The sequence below is a fragment of the Stenotrophomonas sp. JAI102 genome (assembly GCF_013409105.1).
In the GTDB taxonomy this organism is placed as follows: domain Bacteria; phylum Pseudomonadota; class Gammaproteobacteria; order Xanthomonadales; family Xanthomonadaceae; genus Stenotrophomonas; species Stenotrophomonas maltophilia_AA.
In genome coordinates, this window is the sequence record NZ_JACCCI010000001.1 from 779,810 (window position 1) to 801,410 (window position 21,601).

The following is a 21,601-nucleotide window of genomic DNA, read 5'->3' on the forward strand; positions in this document are numbered from 1 at the left end:
GCCGGCACTGCCGTGGGGTGCTCGCCTGCCTGGGTAGTGCCGGCCGCTGGCCGGCAGCGCGGGTCACCACACCTGCGACAGAATCACCCCGAGCGCGCCGCACCAGCACGCGATCACGAACCATGCCAGCACTGCATTCGCACTGATGCCGCGGTGGCGAACGAACAGGCTCAGCACCAGGGCCACCACGAGGGGCAGCACGAAAAGGCTGACGATCCAGACCAGCGGGTGACCATGCATGGGACCTCCTTGGGGGTGGATCGATTCAACACTTACTCAGCGTAATAGCGGGACCTGCACATTCGCACCGGCCTCATTCGGCAAAGACCAGGGTCACGAACAACCGGCCGGTCCACCGACTGGCGTATTCTGGTTGGTCAACGTCGTGGAAGCCGCCGACACCGATGCTGATCGGAGTATGCCCGAGCCTGAGCACGTTGGAGACAGGGGCGCCCACCGCTCGAAGCCGTCCGCGCTCCAGTCTTCACTGCCGACACCATGGTGGATGACGAACAGACCCTGCGGATCGTAACGGCGCTTGGCCGCCTGCAGCCGGGGGTAGTTCGGTCCCCAGAAGGCCTGCTGCCAGTCTTTCTGGAAGTAGTCGCTCTCCGAGACATACGCCGGCGCCGACGGCGCCACCACGCTCAGTGCCTGGTAGGCGCGCGCGACGTTCAACGCACCACGGCGTGCCCGGGGCTCATCGACGTTCAGGCCGAGGCCTGGATACACCGGCCCGCTGGCGTTGCCGATGATCGCCAGCGCGAAGGCATCCAGCACCGCTGGATGGGTGGCGGTCTCGCGGCTGGCCGCCAACGCCGCCGCGGGCGCACCGAACAGCCCCTTGTTGCAGTGCATGCCGACATCCATGTGTTCGGCGGCCGCGCAGATGGCGGCTGCTGCCTGCGTGCGCCGGGCATCGTCGAGCAGGGAGGAGGGCAGCCACGCCGAGGCATAGCCATGCAGGAACCAGCCGACCTGGCCCTGGTCCCCCTTCCAGAGCATGTGCCGGGAGGCGGCGCCCTCGCGGGTGTCCTCGGCGATCAGCGTGGGGGCATGCACGCGGAAGAAATCCGCGTCCCACATGTGGCGGGCGGGCATCGCCAATGCCTGCAGGGGATCGGTGATGGTGTACGCCGGCCGGGCGCGGACCCAGTCGAGGAACGGCGTCCAGGTCGCTTCGGCCGCCTCGCGCGACAGGCCCTGGAATACCATCGAGATCGACAGCCGCCGCCTGTCCTTGAACGTGAACTGCTCGCCCCAGTGCGGGTTGCACAGCGCGTCGCGGTAGAAGCGCAGCATCTCCGCCGCCAGGGCCTGCCAGCTGGCGTCGTCGCTGGCCTGGATCTGGCAGGAGACGCCGCCGAAGGTGTCGGGCAGGGCATGGGTGCGCAGCGTCATCCGGGTGACGATCCCGAAGCTGGCCGCGCAGCCGCCTTTCAGGGCCCAGAACAGTTCCGGGTCATTGTCGGCGTTGACGATGCGGATCTGACCGTCGGCGGTGACGATCTCGGCTTCGAGCAGGCTGGCCGCGGCCGTGCCATGCGCCTTGGAGAAACTGCCGAAGCCGCCGCCGGTGACCAGGCCGGTCACGCCTACCGAGGTGCAGCCGCCGCCCTGGACGTAGCGCCCACCGCGGGTGGTGACCGCATCGTAGGCATCGATCCACATCGCCCCGGCGCCCACGCTGACCGCGGGCTGCGGTGCAGTGCCCGGGCGGGCGTTGTGGGCGACGAAGGCATCGTGCAGCTCGACCTGGTTCATCGCGCGGGTCCAGACCAGCAGCGAATCCGGCGCACAGGACGTCCCGTGGTAGCTGTGCCCGCCGCCTTTGACCACCAGCCGCAGGCGATGGGTCCGGGCGAAATTCACCGCGGCGACGACATCGGCGCTGTTGGCGGCGGCGACCACCTTGGCGCTGGGGACCGAACGCCACGCGCCGAAGTAGCCGCTGGTCTGGGTCAGTGCGGGCTGGTCGCCGAGATAGAACGGATTCTGCAACTGCTCCAGCGCCGCCGCGCGGGTGGCGGTGTCCGCGAGGAACGGCGACTGCGGCACCGACAGGCGACCGCCGACGGCACGCGACAGCTGCTCCCACGCCGCAGCGGCAGGCCAGGCCGCGGTGCCGGGACGCACCCGGGCAGCACCGGCCGCGACGGCGGGTCCGGCCTTGAGCAGCATCGGCAGCAGCGGCAGGGTCAGGCCGGCCTTGAGGCAATCGCGTCGTTTCATCGGGTGGTTCCTGTGGCAATGCCGTGTTCGATGCCGGCCAGTGTGGTCCCGTAGAGGCCCGCCAGCAGTGGCCTGGGGCCGAATTCCGGGGGTGAAGGGACGAGTGGCGGCGGGCCAGGGGCGACCGGTGCCCGGCTGATGCGACGCGATGGAGGCCGGTTGACGCATGCCCTACGCGGCATACCCTAGTCTGGTTCCCTTGCGCTCGCGGCCGATGCCGGGCGACCGTCCCACGACACCCGGATCCATGCCGACTCCGCACGACCCCACGCCCGATTCACTGGCTGCCTTCACTCCCGCCACGCGCCACTGGTTCACGGCGGCGTTCGCGACCCCGACGCCGGCACAGGCGCAGGCCTGGGCGGCGATCAGCGCCGGCCAGCACACCCTGGTCATCGCGCCGACCGGTTCGGGCAAGACCCTCGCCGCGTTCCTGCAGGCGATCGACCAGCTGTTCCGCAGCGGTGAGCACGCAAGCGATGCGCAGCCGGAGGCGTCGGCGCGGAAGAAGCGCGGCACCCGCGTGCTGTATCTCTCGCCGATCAAGGCGCTCGGCGCCGATGTCCAGCGCAACCTGCAGATACCGCTGCAGGGCGTCAGTGCCGAACGTGAGCGGCGCGGCGACCCGGCAGTCACGCTGTCGGTCGCGATCCGGACCGGCGACACGACCACGGCGGAGCGCGCGCGGCTGCTGCGACGTCCGCCCGATATCCTGATCACCACGCCCGAATCGTTGTTCCTGATGCTCACTTCGCAGGCGCGCGAGACCTTGCGCGACGTGCACACCGTGATCATCGATGAGATCCATGCGGTGGCGGGCAGCAAGCGTGGCACCCATCTGGCGTTGAGCCTGGAGCGGCTGGACGCCCTGTTGCGGGCGCCGGCACAGCGCATCGGGCTGTCCGCCACGGTCCGACCGGTCGAAGAGGTCGCGCGGTTCCTCGGCGGCGACCGCCCGGTGACCGTGGTCCATCCGCGTTCGCAGCGGGCCCTGGATGTCCGCATCGTGGTGCCGGTGGAGGACATGGCCGACATTCCGCCACACCCTGCCGCGGCCGATGCGCCACCGGCGTCCGGGCGGATCGGCTCGATCTGGCCCCATGTGGAGGCCAGCATCCTGGACCAGGTGTTGGCGCGGCGTTCCACGATCGTGTTCGCCAACTCGCGGGGCGTGGCCGAAAAGCTGACCGCCCGCTTGAACGAGCTGTACGCCGACCGCGTCGCCCGCGGGCAGATCCCGGCGCAGACCCCGACAGCGGCACCCGTGCCCGAGCACTACGGTTCGTTCAATGGCGGCACCGCGGGACGGGCCGCCGGTGCGGAGACGCTGATCGCGCGTTCGCACCACGGCTCGGTCTCCAAGGAGCAGCGCCGCGAGATCGAACAGGCGCTCAAATCCGGCGAGCTGCGTTGCGTGGTGGCGACCTCCAGCCTGGAGCTGGGCATCGACATGGGCCTGGTCGATCTGGTGATCCAGGTGGCCGCACCGCCTTCGGTGGCCAGCGCGCTGCAGCGGGTCGGGCGCGCCAGCCACCAGGTCGGGGGCATCTCGACAGGCCTGGTCTACCCGCGCACGCGTCGCGACCTGATCGACGCGTCCGTGGCGGTGGAGCGCATGCTGGCCGGGGAGATCGAAGCCATCGACCCGCCGCGCAACCCGCTGGACGTACTGGCCCAGCAGACGGTGGCCGTCGCCGCGATGGAGACGCTGGACGTGGAGGCCTGGTATGCGCGCGTGCGCCGCGCAGCGCCGTACCGGTCGCTGCCCCGCAGCGCCTTCGATGCCACCCTGGACATGCTGGCCGGGCGCTATCCCTCCGATGATTTCGCCGGCTTCCGGCCGCGCCTGGTCTGGAACCGGGTCACCGGCGAACTGAGCGCGCGCCCGGGTGCGAAGCAGCTGGCGGTCACCAGCGGCGGGACGATTCCGGACCGCGGCATGTTCAGCGTGGTGCTGCCGGAAGGCGAGGAGCGCGCCGGGTCACGCCGCGTCGGCGAGCTCGATGAGGAGATGGTCCACGAGTCGCGGGTCAACGACGTGATCACCCTGGGCGCGACCTCGTGGCGGATCGAACAGATCACCCACGATCAGGTCGTCGTCACCCCGGCGCCGGGCCGTTCGGCGCGCCTGCCGTTCTGGCGCGGTGAGGGGGTCGGCCGGCCCGCCGAGCTGGGCGAGGCGGTGGGCGCCTTCATCGGCGCGCTCGACGCCGTCGTGGCGGACGAGGGGAACGAGGGGGTTCCGCCCGCACTGCGCGAACGGCTGCAGGCGGCAGGGCTGGCCGACAACGCGATCAGCAACATTGCCGGGCTGCTGGCCGAACAGCGCGAGGCCACCGGTGTGCTGCCTACTGATCGCAGCCTGGTGCTGGAGCGCTGCCGGGATGAGGCCGGCGACTGGCGGTTGATGCTGCATTCGCCGTATGGGCGGCGCGTGCACGATCCGTGGGCGCTGGCGGTGGCCGCGCGCATCCGCGAACGCTGGGGCGTGGATCCGGCGGTGGTCGCCAGCGACGACGGCATCATCGCGCGGTTGCCCGACGCACAGGGGCGCCTGCCGGGAGCGGAGCTGTTCCTGTTCGAGCCGGAGCGGCTGCGCCGGGAGGTCACCCGCGCCGTGGGCGGATCGGCCCTGTTCGCCGCGCGCTTCCGCGAATGTGCCGCACGCGCGCTGTTGCTGCCGCGGCGTACGCCGGGCCGCCGCTCGCCACTGTGGCAGCAGCGCCTGCGCGCCGGCGAACTGCTCGCCATCGCGCAGGGCTACCCGGAGTTCCCGATCCTGATCGAGACCGCGCGCGAGTGCCTGCAGGATGTCTACGATCTGGACGCGCTGGATGCGCTGATGCAGCGGCTCGCCGAAGGCAGCGTGGCGATCGCCGATGTCACCACCGAGGTGCCGTCACCGTTCGCGGCGAACCTGCTGTTCGGGTATGTCGCCGAGTTCATGTACGGCACCGATGTGCCGTTGGCCGAACGCCGCGCCTCGGTGCTCTCGCTCGACAGCGGCCTGCTCGGTGATCTGCTCGGCCAGGTCGACCTCGGCGAACTGCTGGATGCGGCCGTGGTCGAGCAGGTGGGCGATGAGCTGCAACGGCGGGCGCCTGATCGGCGGGCGCGCGGCAGGGAAGGGATCGCCGACCTGCTGCGCGAACTGGGGCCCCTCACCGACGAAGCGCTGGCGCTGCGACTGGTCGATGCCGATCCTGCGCCTGAGCTGGCCGCCCTCGTGGATGAGCGGCGCGCCTTCCCGGTCCGGATCGCCGGCGGTGTGCACTGGGCGGCCATCGAGGATGCCGGGCGCCTGCGTGATGCCCTCGGCGTCGGCCTGCCGACGGACGTGCCGGCGGTGTTCCTGCTGCCGTCGGGGGACCCGCTGGGCGAACTGCTCGCGCGATACGCACGCACCCATGCGCCGTTCACCACGGCGGAGGCCGCCGCCGCGTTCGGACTCGGCGTGGCCGTCGTCGATGCGGCATTGGCGGCGTTGGAAGTGCAGGGCAAGCTGCTCAAGGGCAGCTTCGGTGTGGCCCGCCGGGATGCACGCTCCGACGCCGCCATGGCCGGGTCGACGCCGTTGGCCCGCCACGAATGGGTCGGTGACGCGGTATTCCGTCGGCTGCGGATGCGCTCGCTGCAGCAGGCCCGCGAGGCGACCCGGCCGGTCGCGCGCGAGGCGTATGCCTTGCTGCTGCTGGAGCGCCATGGCGTGCTCGCCGACGCCGAACAGACCGCGCGGGGCAGCGTACACCGCGGCGCGGGCGCGCTGGAGGGTATCGACGGGGTGCTGCGCGTGGTCGAGCTGCTGGCCGGGGTGGCGCTGCCGGTGTCGGTCTGGGAGCAGCAGATTTTCCCGGCGCGCGTGGTCGATTACGCCCCGGCAATGCTCGATGAGCTGCTCGCCACCGGGACCGTGGTGTGGGCCGGGCATGGGCGGCTGGGCGATGAGGACGGCCTGGTCTCGCTGCATCTGCAGGAGGTCGCCGCCGAGACACTGCCGGCACTCCTGGTCTCGGCCGCGCTGTCGCCCTTGCAGGAGGCGCTGCTGCAGGTGCTGGCCGACGGCGGCGCGTACTTCGCGCGCCAGCTGGTCACGGCGGTGGGCAGTCACTGGGCGCGGGCCGGCACGCCGACTACGGATATCAGCGCCGAGCAACTGCACGCCGCGCTGTGGGACCTGGCCTGGTCGGGCTATCTGAGCACCGATCTGTGGGCACCGCTGCGCGGCATGTCCGGCTCACGCGCGCCACGGCCGCGGGTTGCGCGCACGTCGCGGCGTGGTCGAGGCGTCCGTGGCATCCCGATGGGGGAGACGCCCTTGGCCGACGGCGCGTCGGCGGTGATCGCCAGTTTCGCCGCACCCACCCTGGCCGGGCGCTGGTCGCTGCTGCAGCGCGAGGCGATCAGCGACACGGTACGCGCGGTGGCGCTGGCCGACGGCCTGCTGGACCGGCACGGCATCGTGACCCGTGGCGCCGCGGTGGCCGAAGGCATCGCCGGCGGCTTCCCGGCCCTGCAACAGGTCTTTCGGGGCATGGAGGATGCGGGCCGCGTGCTGCGCGGCCGCTTCGTGGAAGGATTGGGCGGGGCGCAGTTCGCCGACCGCCTGATCGTGGATAGGCTGCGCGGCATCGCCGAGGCCCTGCGGCCCGGTGCCGCCGAGGTCGCCGTCGGGCTGTCCGCGGTCGATCCGGCCAATCCGTTCGGCACCGTGCTGCCTTGGCCGGTGCACGGCTCGCGCGTGCGGCCGGTGCGCCGCGCCGGTGCCCTGGTAGTGATCGGCGGTGGGCGGCTGCTGATGTACCTGGCCCAGGGGGGCCGCCAGCTGCTGACGTTCTTCGATGCGGACGATGTGTCCCTCGCAGGCACCACGGCTGCCGCGGCGCAGGCGCTGGCCAGCGCACTGCGACGGGGCCGCCGCACCTCGTTCACCGTGGAACTGATCGACGATGCGCCGGCCCGACGCGATGCCCTGATGGACGCACTCCGTGCGGCGGGCTTCTCCAGCGCGCCGAAAGGAGTGGGTTGGGAGGGATGAGCGCGCCGTTCCGGATCTATCAGGCCGCCTGGGAGGTCGCGGCTTCGCGTGCCGGAACGTAGGCCGGGTAGTCGATATAGCCAGCGGCGCCGCCGCCATAGAAGGTCTCGCGATCGGCAGGCGCCAGCGGCCAGCCGTTCTGCAGGCGTGCCACCAGGTCGGGGTTGCTGATGAAGCCGGTGCCGAACGCGGCCAGATCGATCACGCCGGCATCGATCAACTGCTCGGCGCGGGTGCGGGTCATGCCGCCGGCGAGGATGAGCGCGGTGCTGGGCAGCAGCGGCTTCAACGTGCGCAGCAGACCGCCGAAGCCCGAATCGCCCGCGCCATCGACCGACTTCTGGCCGACCTTGAAGCCGGACTGGTCCATCAGGTGCACATAGGACAGTCCACGTTGACCGATCGCCTGGATGAGAGCGGTGTAGGTCGCGTCGATCTCCGGGTACAGCGGCATGTCGAACAGCTGGCCATACGGCGAGAGGCGGATGGCGGTGCGCGAGGCGCCGATGCGCGCGACCACGGCGTCGATCACCTCGAGGGTGAAGCGCAGGCGGTTCTCCAGCGTCTGCGGGCCGTACTGATCGCTGCGGTCATTCACCCGCGGGTTGATGAACTGCTCATGCAGGTAGCCGTTCGCGCCGTGGATTTCCACGCCATCGAAGCCGGCGTCGATGGCATTGGCGGCCGCCTGCGCGAAGTCGGCGACGATGCGCGCGATCTCCTCCGTCTGCAGCTGGCGCGGGGCCGGCGAGGCCACCAGCGCGGGTTGGCCGTGCGCGTCGTAGCCGAACGCCTGTGCGCCGACCGGCAGGCGCGAACTGGCACTGACCGGGAGCGCATCATCGGCCTGGATGGTGGGATGCGAGACCCGGCCGACGTGCCAGATCTGCGCGAACATGCGGCTGCCCAGCGCGTGGACCGAATCGGTGGTCAGGCGCCAGCCGGCGATCTGCTCGGCGGTGAAGATGCCGGGGTTGAACAGGTAGCCCTGGCCCTCGCGGGAAATGGGCGTGCCTTCGCTGACGATCAGGCCGGCGGTGGCACGCTGGGCGTAATAGAGCGCGGTGCGCTCATCGGCGGCGTCGTGCGGGGCACGAGCACGGGTCAGTGGGGCCATGACCACGCGGTTGCGCAGGGGCAGGCCGGCGAGGTCGAAGGTGTCGAAAAGGGCGCTCATGGGAGTTCCAGATGGGGGAAGGGGGGAGGGCATGGCGATCCGCCATGCGCGTGACCTCATCGTATGGGCGTGCGATAACGGCCACAATCCGGCCTTGGGACAAATTACTATTGCTGGAATCGCAATTCAGACGCCGAGGCCCCCGCCATGCAGCTCAAAGCCCTCCGCTATTTCCTCACCGTCGCCGCCACCGGCAGCTTCCTGGCCACGGCGCGGCACTACCGGGTGCCGGCGTCGTCGGTATCGCGCTTCATCGCGGCACTCGAGCAGGATGTCGGGCAGCAGTTGTTCTACCGCAGCACGCGCGCGGTGCGGCTGACCGAGGCCGGCGAGCGCTTCCACCTGCAGGTGCGCGATGCCGTCGACCTGCTGGACGAGGCGGTCGAACAGTTGGAAGGCCGCGATGCCGGGCTGCGGGGGCTGATCCGCATCAACGCGCCGGAATCGCTGGGGCGGCTGCATATCGCCCAGATCGTCAACACACTGCAGGCCAGGTATCCGGAGCTGCTCGTGGAGCTCACCCTGACCGACATGCTGATCGATCCGGTGCAGGAGGGGGTGGACATCACCATCCGGGTGGGGCCGCTGGTCGACTCGGGCCTGATCGGCAAGGTCATCGCGCCGCACCGGAACCTGCTTGCCGCCAGCCCGTCCTACCTGGCCGCGCACGGCACGCCGGAGCGCCCCGAGGATCTGCTGCAGCATCAGTGCCTGGTCTACAAGGGACAGCTGGGCATCCAGAAGTGGTACTTCCGCGCTACGCCCGACGTGCCGTTCAAGGCCTTGAACGTGACCGGGCCCCTGCGCAGCAACAACGCCGAAGCGTTGCTGGCGGCCGCGCTCGCGGGGCGCGGCGTGGTGATGTTCCCGACCTGGCTGTTCAACCCGGACACCCTGCAGGGCGGACACATGGTCACGCTGCTCGATGACTGGGAGTTTTCGCCGCAGTCCGAGCGCGTCCACCTGCAGCTGCTGTCGCCGGAAAACAAGCTGCGCTCACGCAAGGTCCGCGAGGTTTCGGCATTCCTCACCGATGCGATCGGCTCGCCACCGTACTGGGATCGTGCCGACACGCGGGGACGCTGATGCAGCGCTGGGGCGGGAATGCGCTGTCAGGTGTCGGCTGCCCGGCACTCAGGGCGCGACGTCTCCCGCTCGCGCTGCGATCGGGCGGACCTGCTGCACCAGGGTCAACAAGGTCTTGCCCGGCTCTTCGATCATCACTTCGTGCGCGGACTGCTCGAACCAGATCAGCTGTTTGTCCGGCGCGGTGATCGTGTCGAACCAGGCCGCCGCCAGTTCGGAGGAGACGTTGTGGTCGTGACGGCCCAGGAACAGGAAGATCGGCGTCTGGAAACTGCGCCGGCCGGTGAGGTCCAGCGTCAGGGCGTCGGACAGCAGATGTTCCATCGAGAAGTCGTTGCCTTTCCACATGCCGGCGACATCGGCATCGGTGTACTCGGGTGACAGGCGGACGCCGGCCGCTTCGGCATCGCCACCGCGACGGTTGTGCACCATGCCGCCATAGTGGTTGAGCCACTTGCGCTGCTGGAACAGCCGCTGCAGCGGCACCGGGGCATTGCCGACCGCGTAGGGCGCCAGTGCCTGGAGTTCGGCGACCGCCACGGCATTGCCGTCGTGCTCGGCCTGCTGCAGGGTCCAGCGCCATCCCCGGCGTTCGCTCTCGGGCGCGTTCGATATCTGGCCGATGCCGATGTAGGCATGCAGCCAGTCCGGTCGGCGCTGTGCCAGTTCCACGCCGAGGTAGCTGCCCCACGAGTGGCCCAGCACGAAAATCCTGTCCTTGCCGAACTCCCTGCGCAGCCAGGCCACCATCTCCTCGGCGTCGGCGATCATGCGTTCGCGCGTCATGGCCGGTGCGACGGCGGCGGGATCGTTGGCGACGTAGGTCTTCCCGGCACCGCGCTGGTCCCACTGGACGACGGTGAAATATTCTTCCCAGCCGCGCTGGAAGTACCAGCTGGTGGGCATCGCCACCCAGCCCGGTCCGCCGTGCAGCATCAACAGCACCGGATTGCGGCGGTCGTTGCCGCGGATCGAGACCGCCTGGTCGATGCCGCCAATGCGGACGGTTTCCAGCCGCTCCACCCCGTTATCGCTCACCACGCGCCGCAGTTCCTTGACGATGGCGACCGCTTCGGCCCGGTTGTGCGGTGACGGCGGTGACGGCGGTGACGCGAGGGCAGAAGCGGACAGTCCCGCGAGGGCGAGGCCCAACAGACTCCAAAGCAGGTGTTTCATCGGCGTGGTGACCCGGTGAGGTGCAGTGGCCGGCGAGTGTGTCACGCGCGCAGGCCATCGGCACCCCCATCACGCGGGCAGTGGCAGGATCGGGAGAGATTCGCCCCTCACCAGGAGACCACCATGGCTTCGACCGTTGTCCTGACCCGATCATGGGTCATCCATCCATTCCACGCCGCTGTACTGGGTGGCGTGCTGCCGCTGTTCCTCGGCGCGCTGCTGGCGGACTACGCTTACTGGAGCTCGTACGAGATCCAATGGGCCAACTTCGCCTCCTGGCTGCTGATTGGCGCCATGGTGATGACCACGCTGGCGCTGCTGTGCGGGATCGTCGGTCTGGTCCGTCGCAGCCGCAACCTGGTGTATGTCGTGCTGCTGGCCGTGACCTGGGGCGTGGGCTTCATCAACTGCCTGCACCACGCCCGCGATGCGTGGGCGGTGATGCCGGCCGGCCTGGTGCTCTCGGTGATCCTGACGGTGCTGGCGTTGATCGCGACCTGGGTGGGACTGTCCAGCCTGCGCGTGGGAGGTGTCCGATGAGCCGCCAGACGATCCGGATTCTCTCCGTGTCCGCGCTTGCGGTCGCGCTGGCTGCCTGCAGCGGCAAGGCCCCGGAGCTCGAGCAGTACGGCGGCAACCCGGAGATGCCCAAGCCGCATCGCGGGTTGATGCCGGACATGACCATCGCCAAGCCGGCCCAGTGGGGCGACCGGCTGCCCACCGTGCCCAAGGGCTACCGGATTTCGGCGATCGCCACGGATCTGAGCATTCCGCGGCAGACGCTGGTCCTTCCCAACGGCGACATCCTGGTGGCGGAAGGCCGGGGCGGCAGCGCGCCGAAACTGAAACCGACGGATGTCATCGCCGGCAAGATCAAGGCCAAGGGCAACACCGCAGTCAAGAGCGGCAACCGCCTGACCCTGCTGCGCGATGCCGACGGCGATGGCACCTATGAACTGAAGACGGTGTTTGCCGACAAGCTCAACGCACCGTACGGGCTGGCGATGATCGGCAACGCGATCTACGTCGCCAACCAGGATGCCGTGGTGCGCTTCGACTACCAGGACGGCCAGACCAAGGCGGGCGCGGCCCCGGTCAAGCTGACCGACCTGCCCGCGGCGATCAACCATCACTGGACCAAGGCGATGACGGCCAGCGCCGATGGCCGCTATCTCTATGTGGGCATCGGCTCCAACAGCAACATCACCGAGCGTGGCATGGCGGTGGAAATCGACCGTGCGCGGATCTGGCAGATCGATGTGGCAACCGGCGCGCACAAGGACTACGCCACCGGCATCCGCAATCCCACCGCGTTGGCGATCCAGCCGGGCACCGGCACGCTGTGGGCGGTGGTCAACGAACGCGATGAGATCGGCCCGAACCTCGTTCCAGACTACCTGACCTCGGTGAAGGAGGGTGGCTTCTATGGCTGGCCCTACAGCTACTGGGGCAAGAACGTGGATCGCCGGGTGATGCCGCAGAATCCGGCGAAGGTCGCCTCGGCGATCGCGCCGGACTACGCGCTGGGCTCGCATGTGGCCGCACTCGGCGTGGCGTTCTCGTCGCCGGTGATGGGCACGCAGTTCGCCGATGGCGTCTTCGTGGGCGAGCACGGCAGCTGGAACCGCAATCCACCGGTCGGCTACAAGGTGGTGTTCGTGCCCTTCAGCAATGGTCGCCCGGCCGGCGAGCCGATCGATTTCGTGAGCGGCTTCTTCGGCGAAGACGGCAAGACCCGCGGCCGCCCGGTCGGCGTCTCGGTCGACCCGCGCGGCGCCCTGATCGTCGCCGATGACCTCTCCAACACGATCTGGCGCGTCACCCCCGACGGCACGCCCGCGCCGTAACGCTCCAGTAATGGGGACGGAGGGGATTAATAATCCCCTCCGTCCCCGTTATGACGCTTGACCTTCCCATGATGGGAACCTTTAGGGTGGCAGGTAACCTCACCCCAAGGACTGCCCCATGTCTTCCATTGCTTCCCGGTCCGGCGCGCCGATCAGCCGCCTGAGCCTGCCCATCGAGGGCATGACCTGTGCCTCGTGCGTGGGCCGGGTCGAGCGTGCGCTGACCGCCGTGCCCGGCGTGATGAGCGCCTCCGTCAACCTCGCCACCGAGCGCGCCGACCTCGGTTTCATCGGCGCGGCCGATCCCCTGGCCGCCGTACGCGCCATCGAGAGTGCGGGCTACACCGTCCGGGAAGACAGCACCGAACTGAGCATCGAGGGCATGACCTGCGCCTCCTGTGTCGGCCGCGTCGAACGCAGCCTCGCGCAGGTGCCCGGCGTGATCGCGGCCAGCGTCAACCTTGCCACCGAGCGCGCCCAGGTGCGCCATCTGGCCGGGACGGTGTCCGTTGCCGATCTCGAGGCCGCCGTGGAAAAGGCCGGCTATACCGCGCGCGCCGTCACCGTCAGCACCGCCGCGGCCGGCGACCAGGAGGAGGAACGCCGCGAAGGGGAAGCGCGCGCGCTGCGCCGCTCCCTGGTGCTCGCCGCCGCGCTGACCCTGCCCGTGTTCATCCTGGAAATGGGCTCGCATCTGGTGCCGGCCATGCATCACTGGGTGATGCACACCCTGGGAATGCAGACCAGCTGGTATCTGCAGTTCGCATTGGCCACGCTGGTGCTGTTCGGGCCCGGCCTGCGTTTCTTCCGCAAGGGCGTGCCGGCGCTGCTGCGTGGTGCGCCGGACATGAACTCGCTGGTATCGCTGGGCACCGCGGCGGCCTATGGCTACTCGGTGGTCGCCACGTTCGCGCCGGGTGCACTCCCGCCGGGAACCGCCAATGTCTACTTCGAGGCGGCCGTGGTGATCGTGACCCTGATCCTGCTCGGCCGCACGCTGGAGGCGCGGGCCAAGGGCCGCACCTCACAGGCGATCAAGCGCCTGGTCGGGCTGCAGGCGCGGACCGCACGCGTGCAGCGCGGCGCTGACACCGTCGAAGTACCGCTCGAGCAGGTCACGCGCGGCGACATCGTGCTGGTCCGCCCGGGCGAGAAGGTGCCGGTGGACGGCGCGGTGGTCGAGGGATCCTCGTACGTGGACGAAAGCATGATCACCGGCGAACCGGTACCGGTCGCCAAGGCGGTCGGTGCCGAGGTCGTCGGTGGCACCCTCAACACGACCGGTGCCTTCAGCTTCCGTGTCACCAAGGTGGGCGGTGACACCGTGCTCGCGCAGATCATCCGTCTGGTCGAGCAGGCGCAGGGCTCCAAGCTGCCGATCCAGGCGCTGGTGGACAAGGTGACGATGTGGTTCGTGCCGGCGGTGATGGCCGCGGCCGCGTTGACCTTCCTGGTCTGGCTGGTGTTCGGCCCCGCGCCGGCGCTGACCTTTGCGCTGGTCAATGCGGTCGCGGTGCTCATCATCGCGTGCCCCTGTGCGATGGGGCTGGCCACGCCGACCTCGATCATGGTCGGCACCGGTCGCGCCGCCGAACTGGGTGTGCTGTTCCGCAAGGGCGAAGCCCTGCAGGCCCTGCGCGATGTGAGCGTGATTGCGCTGGACAAGACCGGCACGCTGACCAAGGGCCGTCCCGAACTGACCGACCTGGAGCCGGCCGCCGGTTTCACGGCGGATGAGGTACTGGCGCTGGTCGCTGCCGTGGAGACCCGTTCCGAGCACCCGATCGCCGAGGCTATCGTGGCGGCCGCCAAGGCGCGCGGTCTTGCACTGGCTCCCATCGAGCGTTTCGAGGCCGTGCCCGGCTTCGGCGTGTCGGCGCAGGTCGGCGGCCGCAGTGTGGCGGTCGGCGCGGACCGCAACATGACCCAGCTCGGCCTGGATGTCGCCGCTTTCCGCGCCACCGCCCAGCAGCTGGGCGAGCAGGGCAGGAGCCCGTTGTATGCCGCCATCGATGGCCGTCTGGCGGCGGTGATCGCAGTGGCCGACCCGATCAAGGAGAGCACGCCGGCCGCGATCCAGGCGCTGCACGCGCTCGGCCTGAAGGTGGCGATGATCACCGGCGACAATGCCGCCACCGCCGCGGCGATCGCCCGCCAGCTCGGCATCGATGAAGTGGCGGCCGAAGTGCTGCCGGACGGCAAGGTCGCGGCGTTGAAGCGTTTCCGCGCGGGCGGCGCCAAGGTGGCCTTCGTCGGCGACGGCATCAACGACGCGCCGGCACTGGCCGAGGCCGATGTGGGCCTGGCAATCGGTACCGGGACGGATGTGGCGATCGAGGCCGCGGATGTGGTGCTGATGTCGGGCGACCTGCGTGGCGTGCCCAATGCCATCGCACTGAGCAAAGCGACGATCCGCAACATCAAGCAGAACCTGTTCTGGGCCTTCGCCTACAACGCGGTGCTGATTCCGGTGGCCGCGGGCCTGCTGTACCCGTTCAACGGCACGCTGCTCTCGCCGATCTTCGCTGCGGCGGCGATGGCATTGTCCAGTGTGTTCGTGCTCGGCAACGCGCTGCGGCTCAAGCGCTTCCATGCACCGATGCAGGCCGATACGCTGGGTAGCGGCGTCGAGGCAGGCGCGATGAGGACCGGACGATGAATATTGGCGAAGCGGCAACGTTCTCGGGCGTGTCGGCCAAGATGATCCGCTACTACGAGCAGATCGGGTTGATCCCTCCGGCGGCCCGCTCGGAGGCGGGTTACCGGCATTACAGCCCGCAGGACGCGCACAGCCTGCGCTTCATCCGGCGCGCGCGCGACCTCGGGTTTTCGGTCGAGCAGATCGGCGAACTGCTGGTGCTGTGGCAGGACCGCGAGCGCGCCAGTGCCGACGTCAAGGCGGTCGCACTGTCCCACGTGGGCGGGCTGAAGGCCAAGATCGCCGAGCTGCAGGCGATGGTGCAGACCCTGGAGCATCTGGCCGAGCACTGCCATGGCAACGACCGGCCGGATTGCCCGATCATCGCCGACCTGGCCGAGCCCGTTGCCGCCGCATCGGACGCGCCGGCGTCCGGGAAGGCACGACGGACGCCGCTGTTCGGGGCCGATACCCCCGTGTCCTCACGCGGGGTATCGGCGCGGAAGCCACGCGCCTGAGTGACGTCCGCCGGTGATCAGGCCTGGTTGGCAGAGGCGAGCGTCTGCATCAGCACGGCCGCGGCTTCGGCGGACGAGGCCGGATTCTGGCCGGTGATCAGCAGCCCGTCGCTGACCACGTACGAGCCCCAGTCCGGGCCCTGCGAGTAGTCGCCACCCGCAGCCTTGAGCATGTCTTCGACCAGGAAGGGCACCACGTCAGTCAGGCCGACGCCGGCTTCCTCGGTGTTGGTGAAGCCGGTGACCTTCCTGCCCTGGACCAGCGGGGCGCCCTCGGCGCTCTTGACGTGACGCAGCACGCCGGGGGCATGGCAGACCAGCGCAACCGGCTTGCCGGCGGCGATGAAGGCCTCGATCAGCGCGATCGAGTGGCTGTCTTCGGCCAGGTCCCACAGCGGGCCATGGCCGCCAGGATAGAACACGGTATCGAAGTCGGCCTGCGAGACGCTGTCCAGGCGCACGGTGTCGGCCAGCTGTGCGTTGGCGTCCGCATCGGCTTCGAAACGACGGGTGGCGTCGGTCTTGAAGTCAGGCTCGTTGCTCTTGGGATCCAGCGGCGGCTGCCCGCCCTTGGGCGAGGCCAGCACGATCTCGGCGCCGGCATCCTTGAAGGTGTAGTAGGGCGCGGCCAGCTCTTCCAGCCAGAAGCCGGTCTTCTTGCCGGTATTGCCGAGTTCGTCGTGCGACGTCAATACGATGAGGACTTTCATGGGTGATACTCCTGTGGGTGCTTGATTAGACTGGTCGTCTAGTGATGGGGCCGAGAAAAACACGCCTATGCCGGCGTGCGTGAGACATCCCTTTGTCAGGGGGCGGTATGCAGAAGGCGGCTGGTCAACGCCACGGCGTCCTGGAAGGGGCGGGCCGTGCGGGCGATCTTGACCATGATGCTGGTGCCCAGCCACAGCTGGTACAGGCGCCGCGCCACCGCATCGGGCGGGTCCTGGAGCGTCACCGATCCGTCGGCGACGCCTGCGTCAAGCGCACGCGCCAGACGATCAGTGATCCCGGTGGTGCCGCGCTGGAGGGCGGCCCGCATGGGCTCGGACAGGTCGGCGACTTCCGCACCGAGCTTCACCGCCAGGCACTTGCCCTGGCAATCCTCGAACGACTGGCTGTCCTGCCACGCAGCGAAATACGCCTCCAGCTGCTGGGCCTTGGTCTGGCCCGACTGCCGGAAAATGCGGTCCATGTCGGCGAGGTACGCGCTGAAGTAGTCCTCCAGCAGCGCCTCCCCGAACGCCTCCTTGGAGGCGAAGTAATGGTAGAACGAGCCCTTGGGGACGCCTGCCGCCGCCAGAACTTCATTAAGGCCGACGGCGGAGAAACCCTTGGCGCCCATGATCCGCTGGCCGGTGGCCAGGATCGTGTCGCGGACGGGCGAGGTGGTGGAGGCAGAGTTCATGGGAGGGACTGTACGCATGATTAGACCGGTCGTCTAGTATCGGGTGAGCCGATGCCCGTTCTGCGCGGGACGGTAGAAATACTGAGATCCAATCCTCCCGTCCAAGCGCATGATGCGCGGAAGGCAGGGGCACCCGGGGGATGCAAGGTGCACGCGCCTGAGGATCGTTTGATCCGCCATCCCCTCCAGACACAGGGTGCCGCCATGACGTGCCCGCAGTCAGTGATCTCTCCGCGCGCGGCATCGGCTGCACGGCCGGTCTGCGTCCGGCGGCATGTACGGTCTGCCCCCGGCGTCTGCGGCGCGGCGCTGCTTGGTGTGCTGGCCACGAGCGGATGCATGTCCACGCCCGGCTACGTGCGGCCCACCGTCGAGGTGCCTGCCGCCTACCGGCTGCCCGGGATCGCATCGGCACCGGCGAACGGCCCTTCGCTCGACGCGCTGGCCCCTTGGTGGCAGGGCTTCGGCGATGCGCAGCTGGATGCGCTCGTCGACGAAGCGTTGCGCGCCAATCACGATCTGGGCATCGCGGTGGCGCGGGTGGACGAGTTCGCCGCCCGGGTCACGGCCGCCCGGTCGGCCGCGTTGCCGCAGCTGGGCTACGGCGTCAGCTCGGGCCGTCAACGTGCGCCGGGGATCGGCGCATCCGGCACGCACGCGGTGGGCCTGTTCGCCAGTTGGGAACTCGATCTCTGGGGGCGCCTGCGCAGCGAGCAGGACGCCGCACGTGCCGAGCTGATGGCCAGCGAACAGGCGCGCCGGGGCGTGGCGTTGAGCGTGGTCGCCTCGGTGGTGGCCGGCTACATCACCCTGCTCGATCTGGATCGGCGCCTGGAGATCGCCAACGCCACCGTGGCCGGCCGCCGCGAGAGCGTGGCGCTCTTCCAGCTGCGCCTGGACGGCGGCGCCCTGTCCGAGTTCGAAATGCTGCAGGTCAGCGCCGAGTACGAAAGCGCCGTGGCGGCCGTGCCGGAACTGCAGCAGGCGCTGGCCGAGCAGGAGAACGCGTTGTCGGTCCTGGTCGGACGCACTCCCGGCCCGATTGCGCGTGGCGGCACCCTGCAGACCCTGCGGCCTCCGGTGCCGCCGGCAGGACTGCCTTCCGATCTGCTCGCGCGGCGACCGGACATCCTGCAGAGCGAGCAGCAACTAGTGGCGGCACATGCGCGGATCCAGGTGGCCCGGGCGTTGTATTTTCCGTCCCTGTCACTGACCGGACAGGGCGGGCGTGCCAGCGCGTCACTGGACGATCTGTTCAGTGGTCCGTCGCGGACGTGGTCCTTCGTTGGCCAGCTGCTGGGGCCGATCTTCGCCGGCGGTGCCATCGATGCGGCAAACACACAGGCGCAGGCCCGCAACGCGCAGGCGGTGCTGGACTACCAGCGCACGATCCAGAACGCGTTCCGTGACGTCGACGACGCCCTGGCCGCCATCCAGTCGAAGACGGACCTGGTGGCGTCGCTGGAACGCCGGGTGGACGCATTGCGACGTGCGGTTGCCCTGGCCGGCGAGCGCTATGACAACGGCTACGCGGATTACCTGGAGGTGCTCGATACCGAACGCGGGCTGTTTTCCGCCGAGCTGGCGCTGAGCAGCGCACGCGGTGACCGCTACCGGGCAAGCGTCGCGTTGTATCAGGCCCTGGGCGGGGATGGGGGGAACCGGGAGATGGCCAGCCGGTCATCGGTTTCCGTCCCGCCGCGCTGACAGCTTCGACACACCACGAGAGGGCACGATGCAGAACCAGACGACAGAAGCAGACCCGACCGAGGCCGGGACCGGCGCAGCGCAGAGCGCGCGGCCGCCGCTGCGGCGGATCGTGCAGGCGGTGCTGGCGCTGTTGCTGCTCGTGTTCGTCTATCACCTCATCGCCGATCGCTTCACCCCGTATACCTCGCAGGCCACCGTGGACGGCTTCCTGGTCCAGATCGCGCCGGAAGTGAGCGGGCCCGTGGTGAGCGTGGAGGTGCGGGACAACCATCCGGTGCGCGCCGGCCAGGTGCTGTTCCGTCTGGATCCGCTGCCGTTCGAGATCGCCCTGCGTGCGGCCCAGGCCAATCTTGCGGTCGTCCAGCAGGGGATGGAGGCGACGGCCGCGGAGGTGCGCGTCGCCACCGCGCAGCTGCAGCGCCAGCGGGTGGAGCTGGCCAGCAGCCAGCAGTTGGGCCGGATCGTGCTGGATCTCGCTGCCAAGCGGGCCTTGTCCGAGACCTCGGCGATCCGCGCCCGCAGTGACATCGCGCGCACGCGCGCGGAGATCCAGCGCGCCGAGGCCGAGGCCGAGCGTGCGCGGATCCGCCTGGGCAGTGGGGAGGGCGGCTCTCCGCAGGTGCTGCAGGCGAAGGCTGCCGTCGAGCAGGCCGCGCTGGACCTGCGCCATGCCACGGTGGTGGCGCCGGCGGCCGGCGCCATCAGCAATCTGCGGCTGGCGCCTGGCCAGTTCGTCGGCCGCGGCCAACCCGTGCTGGGGTTCATCGGCGACGGGCCGCGCTGGGTCACCGCGGCCATGCGCGAAAACCAGTTGGGTCGCATCGCACCCGGGAACCGGGCCTATGTGGCCTTCGATGATCGCCCGGGGCAGGTCTTCGTCGGGCGCGTGGACAGCATCGGCGAGGGCATTGCACGCGGGGGCGAGGTGCCGACCGGTGAGCTGCCGACGGTGACGGCGCCTACCGGGTGGCTGCGCGAGCCCCAGCGTTTCCCCGTGCACATCGTGCTCGACCCGCCCACGCAACCGACCGCGCGACTGCCGGGGCGGAGTGGGGCGCAGGCCAGCGTGGTGGTGCTGACCGCCGAGCGTTCGCTGCTCAATCCACTGGCCCGAGCATGGATATGGCTGGCCGCGCAGTTGAGCTACCTGCAATGAACGCATCCTCCAGCGCGACCACGATCCAGCTACACGGCGTGCTGCGCTTCGCCGTCGCGGTCACCGCTGCGTTCGTCATCGGCGAGGTGATGCAGTGGTGGCCCAGCTTCCTGGCAGCGGTATTTGTCGCGGTGCTGCTGTCCAGCCTACCGGTGCGGCCCACGCCACGCATGGCGCTGGGCCTGGTGATGGTGATGACGGTCGTGGCCTGGCTCCCGTACCTGTTGGCGTCGCTGTTGCGGGGGATGCCGATCGTGCTGTTCGGGCTGACCCTGCTCGGCATGTTCCTCGCCTTCCTCGGCCTGCTGCTCGGGCGCCCGCGGCTGCCGGCGATGCTGCTGCTGATCTGCCTCGCGGTGATCCCGGTGGTGGTGATGACCGCACCGGCGCAGGCCGCCGTGTTGCCCTGGGCGCTGGTACGCGGCATGGCGCTGGCGGTGGTGCTGATGCTGGGGGTCCATGCGCTGTGGCCGGCGCTGCCTGCGCCATCGGCGGCTCCACCGGCCGGCCCATTGCCGGGCTCGCCACTCGCGCTGGCGATTGTCTCGACCCTGGTGCTGTTGCCGGTCCTGCTGGTCTATCTGCTGCTGGGGCTGGTCGATGCGCTGCCGGTGATCGTCACCACGGTAATGCTGGTGATCAATTTCGAGCCGCAACGCAGTGCACGGCATGCGCTCGCGCTGGTACTCGGCAACCTGGCCGGTGGATTGCTGGGCTGGTGCCTGCATGTGGTGCTGTTGAGTACCCCGAATCTGCTGTTCCTGAGCCTGTTGCTGCTGCTGGTGATGATCGGCTTCGGCCGCTGGATCAGCGCTGGGGGCGCGGTCGGTGCCGTCGCGCTGGTGGCCTGCAACGCGGCACTGATCATTTTCGGTACGGCGCTGGCCACCGGCCCGACCTCGGTCATGGTCTGGCTCACCCGGCTGACCCAGTTCGCACTGGCCGGCGCGGTCGCGTTGACCCTGATGCACCTGCTCTGGCGCTGGCTGCCCCGCGCGGCCGCGCCGTCCCCATCCCCTTCCGCGTCCCCCCATCCGCGCTGAGCGCGAGGAGCATTGCCATGACCACCCTCGATTCGCCCCAGGTTCCCGGTGTGCAGCCCTCCGACCCGCGACAGCGGCGGCGACTGATCCTCGGTGTCGCGGTCTGGATCGTGGGATGGATACTCGGTCTGGGCCTGATGCCCGTCGTTGAGGCGTCCACCTTGTCCGATGGCCTGAAAACCACCCTCAACGGCGTCCTGCTGCTCGGGTTCCCCAAGCTGTTCCTGGTGCTTGCGGTGGCGATCATGGGCAAGCCCGGGTTCGCCTACCTCAAGTCGCTGATCGGCGGGCACCTGCGCCGCTTCGCGCCGGCGGCGCAGGTCAGCCCAGTGCGCTACCGGATCGGGCTGATCCTGTTCATCGCGGTCATCGTGCTGAGCTCGATCGGGCCGTACGTCGCGCCGCAGACCGGCTCGCTGCGCATGCAGCACCCGCACCTGGTCGCCATGAGCGGTGACCTGCTGCTGGTGGTCAGCCTGTTCCTGCTGGGCGGCGACTTCTGGGACAAGCTGCGTTCCCTGTTTGTCCGCGACGCCAAAGCGGTGTTTCCGCCGTCGTGAGCGGCCACGGCAGGCCCC

Annotated in this window: 16 protein-coding genes; 10 read left to right on the plus strand and 6 right to left on the minus strand. The window is 69.5% G+C overall.

The features are described from left to right. Positions 1-63: 63 nt before the first annotated feature. Together HDC96_RS03645 and HDC96_RS03650 are read right to left on the minus strand one after the other, a co-directional pair. Positions 64-240, minus strand: coding sequence for a hypothetical protein (locus HDC96_RS03645; protein ID WP_179458779.1), 177 nt, complete (start codon positions 238-240; stop codon positions 64-66). A gap of 93 nt (positions 241-333) precedes the next feature. Continuing rightward, positions 334-2,232, minus strand: a complete 1,899-nt coding sequence (locus tag HDC96_RS03650; protein WP_257018577.1) for an FAD-binding oxidoreductase — start codon at positions 2,230-2,232, stop codon at positions 334-336. A 247-nt stretch (positions 2,233-2,479) separates the two neighbouring features. Between HDC96_RS03650 and HDC96_RS03655 the strand changes: the two genes are divergently transcribed. Continuing rightward, a complete protein-coding gene (locus HDC96_RS03655) occupies positions 2,480-7,267 on the plus strand; it encodes an ATP-dependent helicase (protein WP_179458780.1) in 4,788 nt (1,595 codons plus the stop codon). Between the two features lie 19 nt (positions 7,268-7,286). Here HDC96_RS03655 and HDC96_RS03660 read toward each other — a convergent pair whose 3' ends face one another. Then, positions 7,287-8,444: an alkene reductase gene (locus tag HDC96_RS03660; RefSeq protein ID WP_179458781.1), complete on the minus strand. Its 1,158-nt coding sequence runs from the start codon at positions 8,442-8,444 to the stop codon at positions 7,287-7,289. Positions 8,445-8,591: 147 nt separating this feature from the next. On the opposite strand from HDC96_RS03660, the gene HDC96_RS03665 reads away from it, so the two are divergent. Continuing rightward, positions 8,592-9,530 (plus strand): LysR family transcriptional regulator, encoded by a 939-nt coding sequence (locus HDC96_RS03665; RefSeq protein WP_179458782.1) that lies wholly within the window; start codon positions 8,592-8,594, stop codon positions 9,528-9,530. A gap of 48 nt (positions 9,531-9,578) precedes the next feature. On the opposite strand, the gene HDC96_RS03670 is transcribed toward HDC96_RS03665, so the two are convergent. Further along, a complete protein-coding gene (locus tag HDC96_RS03670) occupies positions 9,579-10,706 on the minus strand; it encodes an alpha/beta hydrolase (protein ID WP_179458783.1) in 1,128 nt (375 codons plus the stop codon). Positions 10,707-10,829: 123 nt separating this feature from the next. Here HDC96_RS03670 and HDC96_RS03675 point away from each other — a divergent pair, with 123 nt between their 5' ends. The 4 genes from HDC96_RS03675 (at position 10,830) to cueR (ending at position 15,709) form a co-directional block, all read left to right on the plus strand. Further along, the gene (locus HDC96_RS03675; RefSeq protein WP_179458784.1) at positions 10,830-11,246 is read left to right on the plus strand and encodes a DUF2231 domain-containing protein; all 417 of its coding nucleotides are present in this window, start codon (positions 10,830-10,832) and stop codon (positions 11,244-11,246) included. Then, on the plus strand, positions 11,243-12,553 hold the full coding sequence (locus HDC96_RS03680) for a sorbosone dehydrogenase family protein (RefSeq protein ID WP_179458785.1): 1,311 nt from the start codon (positions 11,243-11,245) through the stop codon (positions 12,551-12,553). Before HDC96_RS03675 ends, HDC96_RS03680 begins: the two co-directional genes overlap by 4 nt. A gap of 118 nt (positions 12,554-12,671) precedes the next feature. Beyond that, positions 12,672-15,212 (plus strand): heavy metal translocating P-type ATPase, encoded by a 2,541-nt coding sequence (locus tag HDC96_RS03685; RefSeq protein ID WP_179458786.1) that lies wholly within the window; start codon positions 12,672-12,674, stop codon positions 15,210-15,212. After that, a complete protein-coding gene (gene cueR, locus HDC96_RS03690) occupies positions 15,209-15,709 on the plus strand; it encodes a Cu(I)-responsive transcriptional regulator (RefSeq protein ID WP_179458787.1) in 501 nt (166 codons plus the stop codon). Before HDC96_RS03685 ends, cueR begins: the two co-directional genes overlap by 4 nt. Before the next feature lie 17 nt (positions 15,710-15,726). Here the strand turns inward: cueR and HDC96_RS03695 are convergent, their stop codons facing one another. Together HDC96_RS03695 and HDC96_RS03700 are read right to left on the minus strand one after the other, a co-directional pair. Beyond that, complete coding sequence (locus HDC96_RS03695) at positions 15,727-16,419, minus strand: type 1 glutamine amidotransferase domain-containing protein (RefSeq protein WP_179458788.1); 693 nt, start codon at positions 16,417-16,419, stop codon at positions 15,727-15,729. Between the two features lie 95 nt (positions 16,420-16,514). Further along, a complete protein-coding gene (locus tag HDC96_RS03700; RefSeq protein ID WP_179458789.1) occupies positions 16,515-17,114 on the minus strand; it encodes a TetR/AcrR family transcriptional regulator in 600 nt (199 codons plus the stop codon). 204 nt (positions 17,115-17,318) lie between these two features. Between HDC96_RS03700 and HDC96_RS03705 the strand changes: the two genes are divergently transcribed. From HDC96_RS03705 to HDC96_RS03720, 4 genes are read left to right on the plus strand one after another with little or no spacing between them, the layout of a single operon-like run. Then, the gene (locus HDC96_RS03705) at positions 17,319-18,821 is read left to right on the plus strand and encodes an efflux transporter outer membrane subunit (protein ID WP_179458790.1); all 1,503 of its coding nucleotides are present in this window, start codon (positions 17,319-17,321) and stop codon (positions 18,819-18,821) included. A 28-nt stretch (positions 18,822-18,849) separates the two neighbouring features. Continuing rightward, a complete protein-coding gene (locus tag HDC96_RS03710; protein WP_179458791.1) occupies positions 18,850-19,980 on the plus strand; it encodes an HlyD family secretion protein in 1,131 nt (376 codons plus the stop codon). After that, positions 19,977-21,023, plus strand: a complete 1,047-nt coding sequence (locus HDC96_RS03715; RefSeq protein WP_179458792.1) for a DUF2955 domain-containing protein — start codon at positions 19,977-19,979, stop codon at positions 21,021-21,023. Before HDC96_RS03710 ends, HDC96_RS03715 begins: the two co-directional genes overlap by 4 nt. Before the next feature lie 17 nt (positions 21,024-21,040). Then, positions 21,041-21,583: a hypothetical protein gene (locus HDC96_RS03720; protein ID WP_179458793.1), complete on the plus strand. Its 543-nt coding sequence runs from the start codon at positions 21,041-21,043 to the stop codon at positions 21,581-21,583. Positions 21,584-21,601: the final 18 nt, after the last annotated feature.

Coding starts and splice junctions, on each gene's coding strand:
- HDC96_RS03650 (WP_257018577.1), bottom strand. CDS start 2,232: ATGAAACGACGCGATTGCCTCAAGGCCGGCCTGACCCTGCCGCTGCTG.
- HDC96_RS03720 (WP_179458793.1), top strand. CDS start 21,041: ATGACCACCCTCGATTCGCCCCAGGTTCCCGGTGTGCAGCCCTCCGAC.
- HDC96_RS03655 (WP_179458780.1), top strand. CDS start 2,480: ATGCCGACTCCGCACGACCCCACGCCCGATTCACTGGCTGCCTTCACT.
- HDC96_RS03660 (WP_179458781.1), bottom strand. CDS start 8,444: ATGAGCGCCCTTTTCGACACCTTCGACCTCGCCGGCCTGCCCCTGCGC.
- HDC96_RS03675 (WP_179458784.1), top strand. CDS start 10,830: ATGGCTTCGACCGTTGTCCTGACCCGATCATGGGTCATCCATCCATTC.
- HDC96_RS03705 (WP_179458790.1), top strand. CDS start 17,319: ATGACGTGCCCGCAGTCAGTGATCTCTCCGCGCGCGGCATCGGCTGCA.
- HDC96_RS03680 (WP_179458785.1), top strand. CDS start 11,243: ATGAGCCGCCAGACGATCCGGATTCTCTCCGTGTCCGCGCTTGCGGTC.
- HDC96_RS03700 (WP_179458789.1), bottom strand. CDS start 17,114: ATGAACTCTGCCTCCACCACCTCGCCCGTCCGCGACACGATCCTGGCC.
- HDC96_RS03665 (WP_179458782.1), top strand. CDS start 8,592: ATGCAGCTCAAAGCCCTCCGCTATTTCCTCACCGTCGCCGCCACCGGC.
- HDC96_RS03715 (WP_179458792.1), top strand. CDS start 19,977: ATGAACGCATCCTCCAGCGCGACCACGATCCAGCTACACGGCGTGCTG.
- HDC96_RS03695 (WP_179458788.1), bottom strand. CDS start 16,419: ATGAAAGTCCTCATCGTATTGACGTCGCACGACGAACTCGGCAATACC.
- cueR (WP_179458787.1), top strand. CDS start 15,209: ATGAATATTGGCGAAGCGGCAACGTTCTCGGGCGTGTCGGCCAAGATG.
- HDC96_RS03670 (WP_179458783.1), bottom strand. CDS start 10,706: ATGAAACACCTGCTTTGGAGTCTGTTGGGCCTCGCCCTCGCGGGACTG.
- HDC96_RS03645 (WP_179458779.1), bottom strand. CDS start 240: ATGCATGGTCACCCGCTGGTCTGGATCGTCAGCCTTTTCGTGCTGCCC.
- HDC96_RS03685 (WP_179458786.1), top strand. CDS start 12,672: ATGTCTTCCATTGCTTCCCGGTCCGGCGCGCCGATCAGCCGCCTGAGC.
- HDC96_RS03710 (WP_179458791.1), top strand. CDS start 18,850: ATGCAGAACCAGACGACAGAAGCAGACCCGACCGAGGCCGGGACCGGC.